19 protein-coding genes are annotated in these 19,225 nt (G+C 50.1%); 4 read left to right on the forward strand and 15 right to left on the reverse strand.

Going from position 1 to position 19,225, the window contains the following annotated elements:
• Positions 1–351 precede the first annotated feature (351 nt).
• A complete protein-coding gene (locus ACAN56_RS28830; RefSeq protein ID WP_379147172.1) occupies positions 352–1,107 on the reverse strand; it encodes an HAD family hydrolase in 756 nt (251 codons plus the stop codon).
• An 80-nt stretch (positions 1,108–1,187) separates the two neighbouring features.
• Here ACAN56_RS28830 and ACAN56_RS28835 point away from each other — a divergent pair, with 80 nt between their 5' ends.
• Positions 1,188–1,673, forward strand: a complete 486-nt coding sequence (locus ACAN56_RS28835) for a DUF6803 family protein (RefSeq protein ID WP_038591505.1) — start codon at positions 1,188–1,190, stop codon at positions 1,671–1,673.
• Between the two features lie 39 nt (positions 1,674–1,712).
• Here the strand turns inward: ACAN56_RS28835 and ACAN56_RS28840 are convergent, their stop codons facing one another.
• Positions 1,713–2,309: a TetR/AcrR family transcriptional regulator gene (locus ACAN56_RS28840; protein WP_379147175.1), complete on the reverse strand. Its 597-nt coding sequence runs from the start codon at positions 2,307–2,309 to the stop codon at positions 1,713–1,715.
• 101 nt (positions 2,310–2,410) lie between these two features.
• Here ACAN56_RS28840 and ACAN56_RS28845 point away from each other — a divergent pair, with 101 nt between their 5' ends.
• Complete coding sequence (locus ACAN56_RS28845) at positions 2,411–3,448, forward strand: alpha/beta fold hydrolase (protein ID WP_038591499.1); 1,038 nt, start codon at positions 2,411–2,413, stop codon at positions 3,446–3,448.
• 90 nt (positions 3,449–3,538) lie between these two features.
• On the opposite strand, the gene ACAN56_RS28850 is transcribed toward ACAN56_RS28845, so the two are convergent.
• The 8 genes from ACAN56_RS28850 to ACAN56_RS28885 all read right to left on the reverse strand — a co-directional run bounded on the left by ACAN56_RS28850 (position 3,539) and on the right by ACAN56_RS28885 (position 11,963).
• On the reverse strand, positions 3,539–4,921 hold the full coding sequence (locus ACAN56_RS28850) for a sensor histidine kinase (protein ID WP_379147177.1): 1,383 nt from the start codon (positions 4,919–4,921) through the stop codon (positions 3,539–3,541).
• On the reverse strand, positions 4,918–5,625 hold the full coding sequence (locus ACAN56_RS28855; protein WP_197073696.1) for a response regulator transcription factor: 708 nt from the start codon (positions 5,623–5,625) through the stop codon (positions 4,918–4,920). Before ACAN56_RS28855 ends, ACAN56_RS28850 begins: the two co-directional genes overlap by 4 nt.
• Before the next feature lie 212 nt (positions 5,626–5,837).
• Positions 5,838–7,028: a cell wall-binding repeat-containing protein gene (locus tag ACAN56_RS28860; RefSeq protein ID WP_379147180.1), complete on the reverse strand. Its 1,191-nt coding sequence runs from the start codon at positions 7,026–7,028 to the stop codon at positions 5,838–5,840.
• A gap of 190 nt (positions 7,029–7,218) precedes the next feature.
• Positions 7,219–7,731, reverse strand: coding sequence for a peptide-methionine (S)-S-oxide reductase MsrA (gene msrA / locus ACAN56_RS28865; protein ID WP_379147182.1), 513 nt, complete (start codon positions 7,729–7,731; stop codon positions 7,219–7,221).
• An 80-nt stretch (positions 7,732–7,811) separates the two neighbouring features.
• On the reverse strand, positions 7,812–8,846 hold the full coding sequence (locus tag ACAN56_RS28870) for a Gfo/Idh/MocA family protein (protein ID WP_379147184.1): 1,035 nt from the start codon (positions 8,844–8,846) through the stop codon (positions 7,812–7,814).
• A 33-nt stretch (positions 8,847–8,879) separates the two neighbouring features.
• Complete coding sequence (locus ACAN56_RS28875; protein WP_379147186.1) at positions 8,880–9,974, reverse strand: Gfo/Idh/MocA family protein; 1,095 nt, start codon at positions 9,972–9,974, stop codon at positions 8,880–8,882.
• Between the two features lie 15 nt (positions 9,975–9,989).
• Positions 9,990–10,754 carry a sugar phosphate isomerase/epimerase family protein gene (locus ACAN56_RS28880; protein ID WP_038591479.1) on the reverse strand — a complete coding sequence of 255 codons (765 nt, stop codon included), beginning with the start codon at positions 10,752–10,754 and terminating at the stop codon, positions 9,990–9,992.
• Positions 10,755–10,799: 45 nt separating this feature from the next.
• Complete coding sequence (locus ACAN56_RS28885; RefSeq protein WP_038591476.1) at positions 10,800–11,963, reverse strand: Gfo/Idh/MocA family protein; 1,164 nt, start codon at positions 11,961–11,963, stop codon at positions 10,800–10,802.
• A 153-nt stretch (positions 11,964–12,116) separates the two neighbouring features.
• On the opposite strand from ACAN56_RS28885, the gene ACAN56_RS28890 reads away from it, so the two are divergent.
• The gene (locus ACAN56_RS28890) at positions 12,117–12,947 is read left to right on the forward strand and encodes a helix-turn-helix domain-containing protein (RefSeq protein WP_379147189.1); all 831 of its coding nucleotides are present in this window, start codon (positions 12,117–12,119) and stop codon (positions 12,945–12,947) included.
• 14 nt (positions 12,948–12,961) lie between these two features.
• On the opposite strand, the gene ACAN56_RS28895 is transcribed toward ACAN56_RS28890, so the two are convergent.
• Positions 12,962–14,035 carry a YeiH family protein gene (locus tag ACAN56_RS28895; protein WP_379147191.1) on the reverse strand — a complete coding sequence of 358 codons (1,074 nt, stop codon included), beginning with the start codon at positions 14,033–14,035 and terminating at the stop codon, positions 12,962–12,964.
• Positions 14,036–14,232: 197 nt separating this feature from the next.
• On the opposite strand from ACAN56_RS28895, the gene ACAN56_RS28900 reads away from it, so the two are divergent.
• Positions 14,233–15,138, forward strand: coding sequence for a LysR family transcriptional regulator (locus ACAN56_RS28900; RefSeq protein ID WP_038591467.1), 906 nt, complete (start codon positions 14,233–14,235; stop codon positions 15,136–15,138).
• 82 nt (positions 15,139–15,220) lie between these two features.
• Here ACAN56_RS28900 and ACAN56_RS28905 read toward each other — a convergent pair whose 3' ends face one another.
• The 4 genes from ACAN56_RS28905 to ACAN56_RS28920 form a co-directional block, all read right to left on the reverse strand.
• Entirely contained in the window at positions 15,221–15,898 is a 678-nt protein-coding gene (locus ACAN56_RS28905; RefSeq protein ID WP_038591465.1) for an ABC transporter ATP-binding protein, read from the reverse strand.
• Positions 15,895–17,013 (reverse strand): ABC transporter permease, encoded by a 1,119-nt coding sequence (locus ACAN56_RS28910; RefSeq protein ID WP_038591462.1) that lies wholly within the window; start codon positions 17,011–17,013, stop codon positions 15,895–15,897. The genes ACAN56_RS28905 and ACAN56_RS28910 overlap by 4 nt, the downstream gene beginning before the upstream one ends.
• A 69-nt stretch (positions 17,014–17,082) precedes the next feature.
• Positions 17,083–18,459 carry a sensor histidine kinase gene (locus ACAN56_RS28915; RefSeq protein ID WP_379147194.1) on the reverse strand — a complete coding sequence of 459 codons (1,377 nt, stop codon included), beginning with the start codon at positions 18,457–18,459 and terminating at the stop codon, positions 17,083–17,085.
• The gene (locus tag ACAN56_RS28920) at positions 18,456–19,133 is read right to left on the reverse strand and encodes a response regulator transcription factor (RefSeq protein WP_038591456.1); all 678 of its coding nucleotides are present in this window, start codon (positions 19,131–19,133) and stop codon (positions 18,456–18,458) included. Before ACAN56_RS28920 ends, ACAN56_RS28915 begins: the two co-directional genes overlap by 4 nt.
• Positions 19,134–19,225: the final 92 nt, after the last annotated feature.

Below are 19,225 nucleotides of genomic sequence, written 5' to 3' on the forward strand. Positions count from 1 at the left end.
CAACCCCCTGCTGTTCGGCGGAAGTAAAGCTGCAAGATCCTTATTGGTATCCGATATCGGGGATAAGACGGTGACATTTACAGCCTTCCTAACAGCAGGAGGGGTTCAGTGCCACGGCTGCAAAGGGGTAAATTCCGGCCGGTTCTGTAAGAAGCTCTCACCTTGCACTTCTCTCTCTGGTCAGTCCGTGAAGGAACTCATGTCTTTGGTCATTGCCTTGGTTATGGTGTTTATGGTGTTGCTGGTTACATATTACTCAATCAAACACGGAAAAGTCAATACACAGTTGAAAAATAGTTTTTTTGTCCTTGTAAGATAACCAAACGGGTAAAAGGCTCTTTGAGCGACAGATTAACGTCTGCTGCTCATTGTATTGAGCTTGAGATGTGAGATAATCTCACCAACCTCTTTTACTTGATGTGCGATATAATCGGCCCCTGCGTTCACAAGCTCCTCCTCCGACCCATAGCCAAAGGTTACCCCAAGCGAGGCCACGCCGCAGCCTTTTGCCCCAATAATATCATGCTCCCGGTCTCCAATCATCAGTGCCTGCTCCGCGGCAATCTCGTTCTGCTCGAGCACATACCGGATTACCTCCTGCTTCTTGGAACGTGTGCCATCCAAATTGCTGCCAACAGTGTGCATAAAGTAGCCATCCAAACCGTAATGTCGGAGGATTTCCTTAGCAAATACTGTCGGTTTGGAGGTGGCTACATAAAGCTTGTATCCTTGCAGCCGGAGCTCTTCCAGCAATTGCGGAATACCGGAAATCACACTGTTTTCAAACATCCCCAATGTACGGTAACGCTCCCGGTAAAATTCAACAGCCTTCAAGGCATTATCCGCGGTAAAACCCTGGATCTGGATAAAAGATTCATATAACGGCGGCCCTATGTAAGGAATAAGCAAATCGAGATGCTCTACCTCTATTTCGAACTTGTTGAGCGCGTACTCCACGCTTTTGGTAATCCCCTCTTTGGGGTCGGTTAAGGTACCGTCCAAATCAAATAAAATACTCTTCAGTTCTCCCATGACGTATGCCTTGCTCCCTCCAAATTCAATTGCCGCAGTCTCTTTCCCCTCATCAGCTGCAGCTTTTTCAATCATACCTGCGTTTCTCCATACTTTCCACATACTTATCTTTTAACATTACAGGTGAAGTGATTTTATTTCCTGGAGGACTTAACATGAATATGACGCATTACATGTCCCTGCTTGCGGACAACCAGCCGTGGAACTTAATTCTTTTCATGGCGATTCCGGTCATTTTTGCAGAGACGATCACCGTTACAGAATTTATCATCCTGTTTACGAAGAAGCTGGATGGACCGCTCCGAGCATTTAACCGGATCTGCAGCATTCTTGCCGGACTTTACTTTACCGGCGTTTTTCTCTATTTGTTCCCTACCGCGTTTGTCCCGCTCACCGTAAATGGCGAGTGGCATACATGGGTGGACGTAGTAGCGGTAGGCTTCTATCTGAGCGGCGTGTTCTTCCTGCTGCCGCTGGCCTTGCTTGACCTCGGCCTGATTGGACGCAAATATCCGGAAGAGAGCAAGCTGAAGCTGCATTTCATGCTGATCAGCGGCTTCCTGGTGGTGGCGCATATCGCCATGATCTTTGGCATGATTAACCCGGAAATTATGGGCGGCATGGCCGGGATGAATCATTAATCAATCTTCGAAGGGGCCTCTCCGATTTTGGATTGGCCCCTATTTAAGATCACACAGTATAAGTAAATGCTGCTCAAGCATTTGCTCAAGGCGCTCATCGGACAACCGCCCGGGCTGCATCAGCTGATGCATGGCCAACCCGTCAATCAGCGCATACATTTTCTCTGCTTCCAGATCAATATCGAGCTCCGGCTTCGCCGCCTTTTGTTCCACTAATGTTGTAACGACAAACCTGGAAACCTTATACACCTCTTCCTGCATCCGGTCGTTCAGTTTCGATAACTCCGGGTAGATCAACACCTTTGCATTAAAAGAAAACCAAACCTCGCTTTCTATAATTCTCTCTTCATCCAGCGGAATCAGTTGCAGCAGCAGACGTTTCATATCCTGCAGCAGGTTGCCCTCCGGCTGGAATCCCTCCACCCGCTGTTCAATTCTCGCAAGAAAAAGATTCATGCAAAATGCGAACAATTCTGCCTGCGTAGAGAAATAATGACGCATCGATCCTACCGATAAACCGGATTCCTTTGCGATATTACGGACAGTGGCTTGTTCAAGACCCGAGTTATGTATAATTCTCAGAGCGGCGTCGGCAAGCCGTTTTCTTTGTTTCTCATGATCAACTTTTTTTGGCATATCTCTATTATACCTGCTTATCTTTTTATAATACAATGTGCTATAATGTTTTATATAATACGTTTGTATTAAATAAAACATCGAAAGAGGAGCATTATTTTATGACTATTCAACCACAACAGCCGAAGAAACGATCCAAAAAAAAGATCTGGAAAAGAGTAACTCTCTCCCTGCTCACCTTCATAATTTTACTGCTCGGGTCCGGATTTGCTTATGAATGGCTGGCATCCAGAAATGCAGAACAGAAATACCAGCCTCCCGGCAAGCTGGTTGATGCAGGCGGATACAAGCTGCACATTAACAAATTGGGGCAGGGCTCCCCAACCATTATTCTTGAATCGGGAAGCGGTGAAACCAGTTTGTCCTGGAGGGATATTCCTGAGAAGCTGTCCGAATTCGCAACTGTTGTGAGCTACGACCGAGCCGGATATGCTTGGAGTGAAAAAGCGCCTACAGCACGCACGGGAGAAAATATCGTTCGTGAGCTGCATACGGCATTAGAACGGGAGGGAATCGATGGCCCTTACCTGCTAGTTGGGCATTCTTTGGGTGGGATGTATGCCCGGTTATTCGCTGATACTTACCGGGATGAGGTTGCTGGTATGGTACTGATTGATGCCAGACCGGAAGATGACGAGCGTGAGACCAAACCTATTCTGACTGCGGAAAAATTTGCGGGCAATCCCCCCGCAACAGTCTTGCAAGTGTTGAAATTATCAGGCGCTATGCGTATATTCCAGGATGTGCTGCTGGATGGCCTGGTTGCGAAAGAAGATAGAGGGCAGTTCATAAATGTCATTTCAAAGCCTAGTTTCTTCAAAGCTAAAGAACAAGAAGGAAATCTGGCACATACCACAGAGGACGCTATTCGGGGTCAGAACCTTGGTTCTCTTCCGGTAAGAATCCTGTCACGAGGAATTCCTCAGGATTATGCAGGCTTTGGCTTCTCCGAAGCTGCCGGTAAAAAGCTGGAAGATATTTGGCAAAAGGGGCAGCGCAAAATGTTGGACCTTTCCACAGACAGCAAGCAGACTGTCGCAACCCATAGCGGACATATGATTATTCACGACGAACCTGATCTCGTCATTCAGACGATCCGCAGCTTGCTGACACAACTACAGTCACCATCCCCTCAATAATTCATATTATGCTCACTAGCCCGGACCCGGTCTTGTTTATGGACCGGTCCCAGGTCCGTGACCATATAATGAGACGGCCATGAAATCCGGCTATTTATAAAAAACAACCCTACACCGTGTTCCGGCTCCGGCCCTGCTAGTAATCTCAATCTCGCCCCCGAGCAATTCTACCAATTTGTTCACAATGGACAACCCCAGACCGGTGCCTCCGTACTGCCGTGAACGTGATTTCTCTACTCTGTAGAACCGGTCAAAGATATACGGAAGCTCCTCCTCAGGAATGCCAATCCCAGTGTCCTCGACGATAAATGCAGCTGAGTCTACGCGAAAATCCAGCTGGACGCTAACCTCTCCTGCATCGGTATAACGAATAGCGTTTTCCAGCAGATTCATTACGATTTGCTCCATCCGTTTGCCATCCCCTTGCAAACCAAACGGTTCACCGGTACAGCTGGAATTTAGCTGCAACCCTTTTTCTTTAGCAGTCAATTCGACTTTGCGGACCGCCTGATCGACGAGCAGCGCCAAATCGACCTCTTCCAGATTCAGCGGTATTTTCCCCTCCTCCATTTTGGCCAATTCGAACAAATCGTCTACCAGATGTTGAATCCGGTGCGCCTCTTGGTCGATGATGTCCAAGTAGAGTATTTTTTCTTCTTCCGTCTCATACAGCCCTCCCTTAACCACCTTGGCATACCCCTGGAGATAGGTGATCGGCGTCCGCAGCTCATGGGAAATATTAGCGAGAAACTCCTGGCGTGTATCCCTGTAGTGCTGCAGATTCATAGCCAAATCGTTGATGGCACCAGCAAGAAAGCCAATCTCATCGTTGCCGCTGATCGTGAGCCGCGTTTCCAGTTCACCAGCCGCAATCTTGCGCGTAGCCTTCTGCATTTGGACAAGCGGACGCGATAATATGCGGGCGATGAACCAAGTGATGCCCAAAGCAAGCAAAAAGGCGCCCAGACCAGACAGCAGCAGTATATCTCTCACCGTAGACAGGGAATGTTCCATATTCTCCGTGGAAGACATCACATAAAGTGCCGAGGTAATAATGTCACCGCTTGAGATGGGTTGTCCCGTAACAAAATAACGGTAGCCGGACGGGTCTTTGTACAAGAAGCTCACCCTTTGTCCGGTGAAAATAGCTTGCATATCCTGAGCCCGGATAAAGGAGCGATCTGTAGAATCATGAACACCGGAGTGCAGCAACACTTTTCCATCCAAGGAGATGTTAAAGATGCTGACATTGGAAAACTCCGCAAAGGACATCATCATTTGACCGTTCGTGGTATCTTTGGATTCGGCCATTGCTGTGAAATGGGAGGCCAGTTCCTCAGCTTCCGTCTGCATTTCCTGGTAATAAAAGCTAGTAAACATCCGGTCTATCACTATCCCGAGTGAGAGCAGAACAATCAGAAACACCGACATAATCACGACACCCAGCTTAAAGCCGATGATGTTGTTTTTCATTCGACATTACCGGGAATCTGGAATTTATAGCCGAGCCCCCACACGGTTTGCACCGGTACATAAGAAAGACCTGCCTTCAGCAGCTTCTCGCGGATATTCTTAACATGCGTATCAATAACCCGCGTCTCACCGCCGTAGTCATTGCCCCAGAGCTGTTCTACCAATTCTTCCCGCGTAAACACGCGCTGCCCGCTGCGCGCCAGCAAATGCAGCAGATCAAATTCCTTCTGTGTAAAGAGGATCCTCTCACCTTGAACCTGTACCTCTCGTGCCTGCGGATAAATCCTTAACTCCGGGTACTCCAGCACCTGCTCCTGTGACGCGGAAACCCGGAACATATTCGAACGCCGCAAGAGGGAATGGATTCGCGCAAGCAATTCTTCCGGTTCAAACGGTTTGGTTAAATAATCATCCGCACCGATGCCCAGCCCATGTACTTTATCTTTCGTTTCCGACCGTGCGGTAAGCATCAGAACGGGCGTCTGACTGCTCTCCCTTACCGCCTGGCAGACCTGCCAGCCATCCATATCAGGCATCATTACATCCAGCAGGATCAGGTCGAAGTTATGTTTCTCTATCATGGACAGGGCTTCGCGCCCGGTGGAGGCTTCCTTAATAGCAAAACCCTCCTGCAGCAAATAAATGCGCAGCAAATTCCGCATGTTCCATTCATCGTCAACGATGAGAACCTGTGCTTTGGACAAGCTGTTCACCCTTTTCGTGGCCTATATATATTGAACTTATAATTCTTCTATTTTGGGATCGACCGTGACTACAGAGAATGTTTGGACTTCCGCCACTTTTCCCTAATTGTAATTCTCAAGTTCAATCTATACAGTTTCTTTATTCTTTTTTCAATTATACCTAAAAACAAAGAACAAGCCGACCACGGATGTCCGCAGCCAGCCAGCTTGCTTTAGTGCCCCGAATGGGGATTGTCTCCAGAGGCGGAGGTGATTTCGAGCATGTCATCTATTTCGCTCTGTGTACTGCTGGTTATTGTGCCGGTATCGCCGGTTAGCCAGGCATGGTTATAGGGACCTTCTGCCGGTGAATCCTTGAACTTGGGCTGAAGCTCCATCATATAATTCATGACCGAATCCGGTAGTCCGTCTTGTTCCGTAAAGATTAACGGTGCATGTTTTCCCAAATGGGAAAATGGCGCAGCGGCGATGGCCAGCATGGTGGAATCCTTCGTCAATAAGGATAGGTTATGGCCCGGAGTCGTGATACCCCAGCCGAAGCCGCTAACCTCATCCTTGAATTTGGCAAAAGCAATCGCATTCGCATAAGGATCATCACCGGAGATGCGAGTTACCGTACCATATGCTCCCAGCTGCTCCTCGACTTTTGCCGAGACAACAGAAGCTGGGCCTAGAAGGTAAATGGCAGCATCGCCTCCGCGCTTTTTGAGCGCCTCTGCCGTGGAGGCCGGGATATCATCCTTCGCTACGTATAACAAAGGCTCAGGCATATGCGCAATCCAGTTGACTGCAGGCAGCGTATATTCGGGGCTGTCCATTGAGCCGATAATTACACTCTGCGGCAGCTCGCCGGATACTTTGGCATAATAAGCGTCAATCGCCTGAGCTACAGCAGCAGGATCTTCGCCTTCTATCTTGTCCACCTTTAAATCCAGTGCCTTAAGCTGATCTTCCACACCGTCCGCGACGGGTCCGACCAGAACGACCTGGATGCCCGCATTGCTCTCGGCACCCAGCGGATTCAGCCGTTTAAGCTCTTCCAACGTAACCTCCGGAACGCCATCTTTGCTCAAGAACAAGACCGGCCCGTTACTCGGATGGTGGATTAAGTCAGTACTCACTGCAGCAATTTGCCAGTTATCCGCATTGGTTAGGACTACGCTTGCAGGACGGTTGGCTTTGGTTTCTGCCGTCCATAAAGACCGGGACACCAGTACCGCTGCCTGAACCGGGTCCGAGGTGTTGATCCGGGTTGTGTTTTTGGTCGCAATCCAGGGCATAGAAATCGCGGCAGAAGGATTCTGTTCACTTTGCGGAGCTGCTGATTCCTTATCCGATTGACAGGCGGTCAGCACCGTACCAAGCAGCAATGTCACAGCGCTTAATTGTATGATTTTCTTCATGTGTATCCCTCCATTTCATAGCTATCACGGATACTTAGAAGTTTACCCATCAAATGTGTAGAAAGAATGTGGAATTTCAACAATTTAAGAATAAGTATTAAGTTGGAATTGGTGCAGCCTAAAAGTGAATAAAAAAAAGCTGAACGGAAAGTGCTCCGTCCAGCTGATCCTGATCAAGCTTCTTCTATACTTACCAGTGCTTCGCGATAAAAGTATCACGGCCGGACTGTTCCCGGTCTTCCTTATAATGCTTCGGGTTCTTCTTGTGATAATCCTGATGATAGTCTTCTGCCGGGTAAAAGACCGGTGCGGGCAGGATTTCCGTAACGACAGGTCCCTCGAAACGCCCGTTGGCCGCTACCTGCTCTTTGGAAGCCAAAGCTGCCAGTCTTTGCTCTTCATTATAATAAAACACCGCAGTCCGGTACTGCGTTCCCCGGTCCTGGAATTGTCCTCCGTCATCAGTCGGATCAATCTGCGGCCAGAACAATTCAAGCAGCTTATCGTACGGGAAAAGTGCCGGATCAAAGCTGATCTGCACTACCTCATAGTGTCCTGTAGTGCCTGTCTTGACCTGTTCATAGCTTGGATTCTCGACTGACCCCCCGGCGTAGCCTGATACAATTCCGTGTATACCCGGCAATTCTTCAAAGGGTGTAACCATACACCAGAAGCAGCCTCCTGCAAACATTGCCTGTTCCATACCTGTAATCCCTCTCCCTATCTATATATCTCTACATACTATAACGTATGTTAAGAAGATAAGGTTAAATCTGCCTAAAGTCAATTTGAGGGAGCGGTCTGCCAAGGATAAGTCTTTTTTTCAATCCCGGAGGAGCTGTATATGCCTGCGATCAGTTCCAGTGTTTTGAGTCCTTCTGAGCCGTCAATCCAGAATGGTCTTCCTTCGCGGACATGGTCATAAAAGTCATGAATCAGTCTTTGATGCCCCGTTCCCCAATACGACTTGCCTTGAATACCTGACACCCCCGGCTCACTGAGCAGCGTTTCCTGGCCGTCCTTCCACAGATACAGGCAATCCCTCCGCAGCAGCAGCGTCCCTTGTTCGAACACTATTTCCAGCTCTACGGGTGAGTTAACAAGGTAGGCATTGCTGCCGTAAAAAAGTCCCCTGACCTTATTCCTGAAGTTGATGCAGGCATGTGCCGTATCCTCCACTTCAATAACTCCGTCCAAGACATCTGTGCTTACACTTCCCTGTACTGATGAGATCTCACCGCCGAACCATTGCAGCAGATCTAGCGTGTGAATCGTCTGGTTGATCAGCACCCCACCGCCCTCTGAGGTCCATTTCCCCCTCCAGTTGCTCTCCTTGTAGTACTCAGGTGACCTGTACCAGGTGACAATCCCCTTCATACATACAAGCGGCCCCAGCACGCCGGATTCAATGGTCTCCTTAATCTTGATAGAGGGTTCATTGTAGCGGTTCTGAAATACGATGCCGAGCTGGCCTTTGCTGTGCTCCGCAGCTTTCAGCATGCGCTGGGCAGAAGGCAGGTCAACCGCCATCGGTTTTTCTGTTAAGACATGTTTGCCCGCCTCCAGCAGATCGACCGCCATCTGCGCATGCAGATCATGCGGTGTACACAGGTGGACGATATCAATATCAGATCTGTTCAAAAGCTCCTTATAATCTGTTAGCGCGCCGCAGCCATATTCTTCTCCAAATGCTGCCGCTTTGGCCACATCAATATCTACGGCTGCCAGCAGTTGTCCCCCTGATTGTGCCGCGATCGCCTTGGCATGCAAGGGAGCTATTGCTCCGCAGCCGATTATGGCTGCTCCAAGTATTGTCATCTTGTGCACCTTCCAATCTTATTTCCGTTCCTATCAGGCCTTTATGAGTGTCTCGGGCGTAAGATTTACCGCTTGGGCCTGAGCTTCCAGGCATAGCTCCGCCGCTTTGAAGACATGCTGCTGGGTCATAGCAAATTCTGTCCGTTGCAAGCAATCCAGTATCAGCTCGCCAAAGAACGGAAAGCCGATTTTGCCGGAAACATGCTCATAATGCTCTCCTTGACGGTCTGCCCAATAGACATGATCCGTTGTGTTGGAGCGGGCAATATCGCTGTATTTGCGCAGCTCGATATACCCTTCCGTTCCCATAATGATCGTTCGGCCGTCACCCCAGGTGCCCAGTCCGTCCGGTGTGAACCAGTCGACACGAAAATATTGCGTCGCCCCGTTGTCGCCGACAAGTGTTGCATCGCCGAAATCCTCCAGCTCAGGATAAGCAGAATTGTTGTAGTTGGCAACCTTGCTGTGCAGTACCTTGGCATCGCGGCAATCCGCATAATACAGGAATTGTTCAATCTGGTGACTGCCGATGTCGCAGAGGATTCCGCCATATTTGTCCCGCTGGAAGAACCAATCCGGACGGCTTGGTGCGCTCAAGCGGTGAGGGCCCATTCCGATGATCTGAAGCACACGGCCGATCACTCCCTGCCGAATCAGCTGTCCGGCATACACCGCACTCTCCACATGCAATCTTTCGCTGAAATAAGTCATGTACTTTTGCCGCGTCAATGCAGTCTGAGTCCGCGCTGCTTCCAGCTGTTCCATTGCCGTAAACGGCGTTTTGTCAGTGAAATAATCCTTCCCGTGTGCCATCACCTTGAGTCCGAGCGCCCCTCTCTCGGAAGGAACCGCGGCCGCTGCAATGAGCCGGACCTCGGGATCCTCAAGAATTTCTTCGGCGGAGCGTGCGGCTTGAACACCAGGATAAGTGCTGACAAAAGTTTTTACCTTCTCTGGATCGGGATCAAAGACCCATTTCAACCGGGCTCCTGCTTCGACCAGACCATTGCACATCCCATAGATATGACCGTGATCCAGCGCCATCGCAGCGATCATAAATTCACCCGGTTTTACAACCGGTCTAGCTTCATGAGTAGGTGCATACATCATTCCATCTTTTCTGCTCATCTTCAACCCTCCCGGTCACAGCTTCGAAATCAGGTATTTGAGGCTGATCTCCAGACTCTCGAAAGGATCGCGGCGGCAGACATCCTGCTCAACAACAAACCATTCCACACCCGTTTCACGGCCGGCCTCAATAATAGCTTCATAATTCATGTTTCCTTCACCGATTTCAGCAAAAACCTGTCCCCTGGAGATGATAGCCATATCCTTCAGATGCATGACCTGCATCCGGCCCTTTACCTTGTGAACCCAGTCCACAGGATTGGCTCCCCCGGCCTGAACCCAATACATATCGAGTTCAAAGCCGAACACTTCGGGATCAGATTCCTGCAGCAGCACTTCCATACCAGTAACCCCGTCAATCCGTTCGAACTCAAAATCATGATTATGATAAACGAATTGCAGGCCATGCTCCTCCTTCAGGGTCCGCGCAATTCCGGAGGCAAGTTTGGCAAATGTCCGGTAGCCCTCCTGGCTGCTCTGATATTCTCCCGGCAGTCCGCCGAGACCGATGTATTTGCAATTCCACAGCTTATGTTCTGCAGCCAATGCGTCCAGGTCATTCACCAGCCGATTCCACGGCACATGGGTTGCGCAGATGGTCAGCCCAGCTTCATCCGCGTATTGTTTGACCAGCTGCGGATCAATCGGACCCATTCCGGAAATTTGCACAGCCTGATAACCCATCACTTTCAGCTTCTGGAAAGCAGCCCTTAAATCCTCTGCAGTCTTGGTAAAATCACGTAGTGTGTACATTTGTGCAGCTATTGTAGAACGTTGCATATGAGCAATTCACTCCTTATTAAGTTTGTCTGTCCTATAATTACATTAATGAGTACCTTTTACGTCAAAAGCCCGCTGCTCTACAGCTTCCTTCCGGAAGGTAGAGCTCTCCACCCGTTCCATGAGCTTCTCATGAAACAAATCACTATCAATCGGAAGCTCGACCCAATTGTCAGTCCAAGCGGACAAGTACATTGCATTCGAAAGTGTCAGGCCGCGAATTCCTTCTTCCCCGGGAGCGAGCAGCGGTTCGTCATGCAGAATGGCATTGGTGAAGTTGCGCAAGATTCCCTTGTGCTGTTCTCCTCCGCCCTCTGGAACCGGAATCTCACATTTCCAGCATTCGGGTCTTCCGAAGCCTTCGGCAAATTCGGCATTGAACTTCGGCTCCGGGATGCGCAGACGCCAGAAGGTCAACTTGCCGTTCTCCACGACGATTTTTCCGTTATCCCCATTGATTTCAAAGCGGTTGGTTCCCGGCGCCTCCCCGGTAGTGGTGATGAACAGGCCTGTTGCTCCGTTCTCATATTCGACATAAGCGGTTACATCATCTTCCACCTCAATATTGCGGTACTTGCCAAACTGGCAGAATGCACGCACACGCTTCGGCATCATTCCGGTTGTCCATTGCCAAAGATCCAGCTGATGCGGGTCCTGGTTCAGCAGCACACCGCCGCCTTCTCCAGCCCATGTAGCCCGCCAGCCCCCGGAGTTGTAATAGCTCTGGGAACGATACCAGTCAGTAATGATCCAGTTGGTGCGGCGGATCTCACCCAGCTCACCGGACTGAATCAGCTCTCTCAGCTTTTGATAGAGCGGGTTGGTCCGCTGGTTGTACATAATGCCGAATTTGCGGCCACTTTGCGCAGCGGCTTCGTTCATCTCCTGCACGGCTTTCGTATATACACCGGCGGGTTTTTCAATTAATACATGATAGCCGTGCTTCAGCGCCTCGATCGCAAGCGGCGGATGATCATAATGCGGAGTGGAGATTAATACGGCATCAATACTTTTGGAGGCAAATAATTGAGCAGGTGTGCTGAACCTGAGCACCGTATCAGGCAAGTGCTCTGCCGCCCACTCCAGGCGTTCGGGGCTTGTATCACAGACAGCCGCCAGCTCAGCTCCTTTTACTTCATGAATCAGATCGAGCGCATGGGCCCGGCCCATATTTCCAACTCCAATAATTCCATAACGAACCTTCTTCATCCTATGAATCACTCCTATGTGAGTTATGATATGAGAATAACCCTATTTCCAGACAGTGAACATGACCGGAATTAAGGTTTTTTTGTACATAATTAAGATGTTTTAGTTAAATGAAAGCGGTATACTGGATTTATTACACATTAAAGGAGTTATATGATGAATCAATCCGGCAACCTTACAGGAGCGTTACTGCAGAACCTGAGCGTCACCGTTACCCATGCCCACTTAAGCAGCAGATACCCCGGATGGAACCGCTTGAATGAGACGCCATCCTTTAACAGACTTTATTTCATTGATGGCGGCGAAGGTAAGGTGATCCTGAACGGGCAAGCCCATTATCCGCGCCCCGGCCAATTGATGATCATGCCGGCAGGCTCGACGCAAACTACAGAAACCTCCCCTGACAATCCCTATAAGCGGTACTTTTGTCATTTTGATGCCCATATCGGAGAATGGCCCTTGTTTCATACAGGCAACAAGCTGTACATAAGCGATGTTGTGGAGCCGGATGCCGTTCGGGAGATTTTCACAGAGATGATAACACGGTTTCCGGAAGAGAACCTTCTCTCCACCATGCGGAATCAAGCCGCACTACTTCATCTGCTAGCACTCTGCCTGGAGGACGGCGGATATTCCGATTTCATGGGTGAGCTGGCTCATACCAGTGGTCAAAAACAGCTAGCGAACGTCCTGCAATACATTGAACAGCGCCTTACGCAGCCTATGGAGGTAGAGGAACTGGCCGAGCTGGTTCATCTGCATCCGAACTATTTCATCCCCTACTTCAAGAAATACATGGGGGTTCCGCCCATGCATTATGTGCAGCTCAAGCGGATGGAACTGGCTAAAAGACAGCTCTCTTACTCCACTTCCAGCATTTCCGATATCGCTGCGCAGGTGGGCATGGAGCTGGCCCATTTCTCGAAATATTTCAAGAAATCCACCGGCGTATCTCCCTCTGCCTACCGGAACAGCACAAGGTAGAGGGGATAAACGGACTATGCGAGTCCAAGGACATGAACCAGCAGAAATCCAAGTCCAGAGAGCAGTAATGAGCCGATTAAGCCAGCCAGCAGCGGTTTTTTACCCATTAGGGCAAAGGTCTTGATATCCACACCAAGCCCGAGTCCCGCCATCGCCATGGCCAGCAGCATATACGCCAGGATAATCAGATCAGCCGTTACTTGTTTAGGGATTATTCCCAGCGTATTTACACCGCTCATCAGCAAAAAACCGCCGATAAACCAGGGAACCGGAAGTTTCCTCCACTGAATTTTGGAATGCGGTGGCTGTACAGCCGCCACTTGCCCCCTACACTCCCTCTCTGCTTTACACTGTCTATAGGCTTCCCAGACTCCGATAGCAAGAGCTGCCGGAACAAGCATCGCTACCCGAGTCAGCTTCACGATCACCGCGAGGTCTGCAGCCTTTTCACCGATGGGTGCGGCAGCGGCGATCACATGCGCTACTTCATGAAGAGTGGCTCCGGCAAATATCCCATACCCTTCTGGACTAAGGGACAACACCGGATAAATTAACGTATAAACCAGCGTAAATATCGTCCCCAGCACAGCTACCGTTGCCGCGCTTATTGCGGTCTCATTGTCCGAGGCCCTTAGTTGGGGAGAGATTGCCGCGACGGCTGCTGCTCCGCATATCGCAGTTCCGCAAGCGGTCAGCAGTCCAAGTGTCCTATCAATTTTCATCCATTTGCAGAGTCCATAAACGGTGAACAAAGTAAATACAATATTAATCACGGCAATCGCCAACACCTTGGGACCGGCCTGCACAAGTTGAAACAGGTTCAATCTCATCCCGAGCAGGATGATCCCCGCTCTGAGCAATCTCTTGCTGGAAAAGCTGATGCCCGGCACTGCCTGTTGCGGTACCCCTCCTGCTGTACGAAGCAGAACTCCTAACAGAATGGCAATTACCAGCTGGCCCATGATGCCAAGGTAAGGCAGCAGCGCCAAATATTTGGCTGCTATGGCCAGTAGTCCTGTAAGCAGGATTCCTAGAATAAATCCGCTGTATTTATCGTTCAAGCGCTGAAGCTGATGTGCATGATTCATCTCAAACCACTCCCTGTTTACGTTCAATTACGTTGCTAACTTGTAATCTCACTATAAGTGCAGCCAACAGGGAAGTGAAATACGTCTTTGCTATCTCTATCATTACAAATACTTATGATTGATGATAATAACTATGTTAAAATGGATAATAATCGGCCATGTACAAAGAATTCCAAGGCTAATAATGAGGTATAATTATGATAGTAGATGCATTACGTGTATTTGCAACCGTTGCTGAACAGCGCCATTTCTCCCGTGCCGGAGAGCTCTTAAACCTCTCCCAGCCCGGCGTGAGTCTGCATATCCGCAACCTGGAAAATGAACTGGGAACCAAGCTGCTTCACCGTTCCCCGAAGGAAGTCCGGCTGACAGAAGCGGGAGCTATCCTCTATAAACATGTGAAGCAGATCCTCTCGCATTATGAAGAAGCGGGCAGGGAAATCCAACTGCTGCGCGATGAAGTCACCGGGAGTATTCATATCGGGGCCAGCTTTACGATTGGAGAGTACATCCTGCCTGGCAGAATTGCCGAGTTCGCCAATCAATACCCGCAGGTGAATCTGCAGGTCACGATCCACAATACCGAGGAGATTATTGCCGCCATTAAATCGAACATCCTTGATATCGGGTTCATTGAAGGCGAAACGTCTGACCATGAGCTGTCCGTGATTCCCTATATGAAGGATGAAATGATCATTGTAGCTCCGTGTAGCCATCCCCTCTCGGCCGCAAATGCCGTAGATAAAGACATGCTCCAGAATCAGGTATGGGTGCTGCGGGAGCCTGGCTCCGGCACCCGTGCCTTCAGCGATCATTTTCTGCAGCATGCCCAAATCTCCCATAAGCGGTCTTATATATTCAACAGCAGCCAGGGGATTAAGGAAGCCGTCTCGGCTGGATTAGGAATCGCCATGCTCTCGAGATGGATTGTGCGCAAAGAGCTCGCCCGGGGCGAAATCAGCGAGCTGCGGATCAGGCATCAGCTGCTGGAGAGAAATTTCTCAATCATCAGCCGCAAGGAAAACGCTGCTACCATGGCCATAACCGTCTTTATCGAGAAGCTGCTTGCACCGGTTAATCCAGACCGTAAACCGCCAGTCTAATTCTCATAGACAACATTTATACGGAATAGCAAAAAACCTGAACCCTTGTTCGAGGGTTCAGGCCATTAAGGCATACATAAACTTAAGACTCAATCAGTACTCCATCCTCCAGATGCAGCACGCGGTCACACCATTCCAGCATCCGTTCATCGTGGGTTACCATGACTGCCGCTTTCCCCTCACTCTTCACTTCGTCGGCAATCATCCGCACCACTTCCTTGCCCCGCTCATAATCAAGGCTTGCAGTAGGCTCATCTGCGAACAGAATCGCCGGCTTGTTCATCCACGCTCTGGCAATCGCCACCCGCTGCTTCTGTCCGCCGGACAGCTGCTCGGGATAGTGGTTGCGGCGCTCCCAAATGCCTAACCGTTTGAGTAAATACGCAGCCCGCACTTTGGCTTCTTTGGTGCTGAGCTTCGCCAACTTGGCTACATAGAGCAGCTGTTCCTCAACCTTTAAATAAGGCAGCAGCTGTGCGCTTTGAAACATAAAGCCGATTTTTTGCAGCCGCAGTTCGGTTAGTTCGCTCTTTGCCTTATTGCCCAGCGGCTCTCCGTCAATAAGGATTTCCCCGCTTGTTGGTGTCAGTAGAGCTCCAGCCGCCGAGAGGAAGGTGCTTTTTCCTGAGCCCGAAGGACCCAGAACAGCTACAAATTCGCCGGCATTGACCGTCAGATCAAGGTTCTTCAAGACCGACATCGTGCTGTCCCCGTCTCCATAGGTTTTGGTCACTTGCTTCATGATTAATTTGGCACTCATGCTCCAGCCCTCCCTATCGCTTCCAATGCATCTACCTTAGCAACACTTGCTACAGAAATAAGTGATCCCAGCAGAGACATACCTATAAACAACACGCTGGTTAAAATAATCGTCGAGCTCTCCAACTGAAACGGCATCGAATCCGGCAGCCCCTTATTCATACCAAAGGTCAGCAGCAGGCTTATTGCCAGACTGGCTACGGACAGTATCATTACCTGCCCTACCACACTCCAGGCGAGATAGGACATTTTGGTGCCCATGGCCTTCAGGATACCGAACTGGCTCGTCTTCTGAATCGTGATTACATAGAAGAATACTGCCAGTACAACGCCTGCGATGACAAACAGGAACACAATCATCATCATCAGTGAATTCTGCTCCGCCGAATATCCGGGTACACTGGAGATCGCCTGTTTTTGCGTGATGACCTCCACATTGTCCAGTTTGGCGGTAATTTCATCTGCTTGAGCAGAAGATGCGCTGAGCGCTACCACATTGTAAGGCACAGACTGTGAATCAGCCTTCTCCTGCCGTGCCCCTTGCTTCATTTCCTGCCAGTCCAGATTATTGATATAGACAACCGGGGTATGACTGTAAGAACTATCGTCCACAATACCGGATACTTTCCAGGACATCCCTGAAGCCTGATCAACGATGGTGCTTCCCAGGGTAATTCCCGACTGTGCAAGCTGGGAGTCCACAACTGCGCTGCCCCCGGCTTCATTCGATATCCCGGTTCCCTGCACCACCTTAGGAGCAAGCATACCATTCATATCTACGGCAAAAAAAGTAATGTCCGCCTTCGCATCCCCATTGTCCGATGTTACCGTGCTCGTCTGCACCGCAAGCGGTGTTGCTTTATCTTCGCCCACAACTGAACGTGCCGCAATCAGCTCGGCATCACTTAATTGAGAACGTCTGAAGGCATGATCGGCGTCGCCCTGGACGACAAAATAGTTAGCCGGCATATTCTCCACCGCTGAAATATTGGCATAGGCAAGTCCTCTGGCCAGCCCGGTAACGAACAGGACGAGAAAGGAAACCAGCAGCATGATGACCATGATAAGGCTGTAACGTGCTTTGGAATGCCTCATTTCCCTTAAAGCTAAAAACATAAAACCACTCCCTCTGCTCTGTATAAACACAGTGTAGAGGATGAAAATGAACGGAGTATGAATAAATAATTACAGAAGCGGCAGATTCACGGTGAAGGTGGTGCCTGTACCGACCGTGCTGGATGCTTCAATAGTGCCGCCGTGCGTTTCGATTATTTTCTTCACTATAGACAGTCCCAGCCCGCTGCTGTTGCTGTCACGGGTACGCGCCTTGTCCACTTTGTAGAAGCGGTCGAAGATCATCGGCAGCTCTGCGGCTGATATTCCTTCCCCGGTATCCGCGACTGTAACTTTACAGCTGCCCCCGGTGGCTTCCGCGGATAGGGTGATGGTTCCACCTGAGGGTGTATATTTGATCGCGTTGGACAGCAGGTTCATCCACACCTGATAGAGCAGATTCGTATCCCCCTGAAGTGTTATATCCTCCACATGCAGACGAACCGCCAGCTCCTTCTCCGTAAGTCTCCACTCCATAATCTGCACGACCTGGCGCAGCTGCGCACGAAGATCGAAGCTCTTCTTCTGCAGCGCATTCTCGTCATAATCCAGAGAGGACAGGGTGAGCAGCTGTTTGCTGAGCATCGAGAGGCGGCGGCTCTCCCCGTCAATAATGGAGAGGTACTCCAGCCTCTGGTTCTCCGGCAGTGCAGAATCTTTAAGCGCATGGGCAAAGCCCTGGATGGAGGTCAGCGGCGATTCAATCTCATGCGAGACGTTGGCGACAAACTCCTGACGCGCCCGGTTCGTCCGCTCCAGCTCCTGGCTCATGATCATAAAATGGGAGGCCAGCTGGCCGATTTCATCCCGCCGCCGGGTATTGAGCCGGATGTCGTACCTTCCTTTGGAAATCCTTTTCGTAGCGGCAGTCAGCCTCGTAATCGGTTTAACCACATGCAGCACGGTAACGAGGACAAACCACAGGCTGAACAGAACACTTACCCCAAGCAACACGGCAAAAAAGATCCGCAGCTCCCCAAACTGCACCTCGGCATCCGGACGCATAAACAAGGCATAGGTCTGACCGTTGATACGCACCGGCAATCCAATCGAGTTGCTGAGCTGATTATCAAAAAAACCGGTCACAAACGCCTGGCTCGGGAACTCCGCCACTCCATGGTAGACCTCTCCGGCAAGCACGTTTTGCAGCACTTCCTCGCCCAGATCATTTTTGCGGAAAGGCAAGCCATAAAACTTCTCGTCGCCCTGACCATTGGACAAGTATAATTTATACCCCAGGGATGCCGTACTTAGCAGATATTCTCCCACCGCATCGGGATGGTCCTGGACAAACTGCTGCAAACCTATCGCCATTTTCGTGAGTTTGGCATCGTTCTGCGGTTTGATCTTGACCTGATAATAGAAGTTGGATGCGAAAAATCCCATAAAACTGCTTATCAGTATAATTGAGCAAAACAGCACACTCATCCGTACATAAAGCGACTTCATGCGTTCACCATCTCCACTTTATAACCGATTCCGCGCACCGTGCGGATCACAAAATCCTCTTGATAGTCAGCAAACCGCTGGCGCAGACGTTTGATATGCACATCCACCGTCCGTTCGTCGCCCTCGTAATCGGCTCCCCATACCAGCTCAATCAGCTCGCTGCGCGAGAACAGACGCCCCGGATACTGCGCTAGCTGCGCCAGCAGCTCAAATTCCTTCACCGGCAGCAGCAGCACATCGTTCCCGTTACTGATTTCATAATTTTTGCGGTCGATCACGAGCGAGTTAAGACGGATCTTGTCATCGGAAGCTATCGAATAGCGGCGGAACAGCGCTTTGATGCGGAATAGCAGCTCCTCTGGCTCAAACGGCTTGGTCACATAATCATCCGTCCCCCGCAAATAGCCCTGCTCCTTATCGCTGAGCTGCTGCCGCGCCGTCAGGAGAATAATCGGAATGTCGTACGTTTCGCGTATGTACTGGCACAGCTCCAGCCCGTCCATTTGCGGCATCATTACATCCACGACGGCAAGATCCACCGTGCTCTCCTTCATCAGCCCTACTGCTTCCCGGCCATCGCCTGCTTCAACGACCAGATACCCATCCCGGGTCAATACATGCCGCAGCAGTGTACGGATATTTAGATCATCATCGGCAACCAATATCTTTTTCATCTGAACACCTCTCCCATATCCCTTCTTAGCTGTCACCATAGTAGCAACATTGCTCCGTTAAGACAACCGGGAGTCCGGCAAGCTGGCTTTCA

The organism is Paenibacillus paludis, from assembly GCF_042610515.1.
Lineage (GTDB): Bacteria > Bacillota > Bacilli > Paenibacillales > Paenibacillaceae > Paenibacillus_AQ.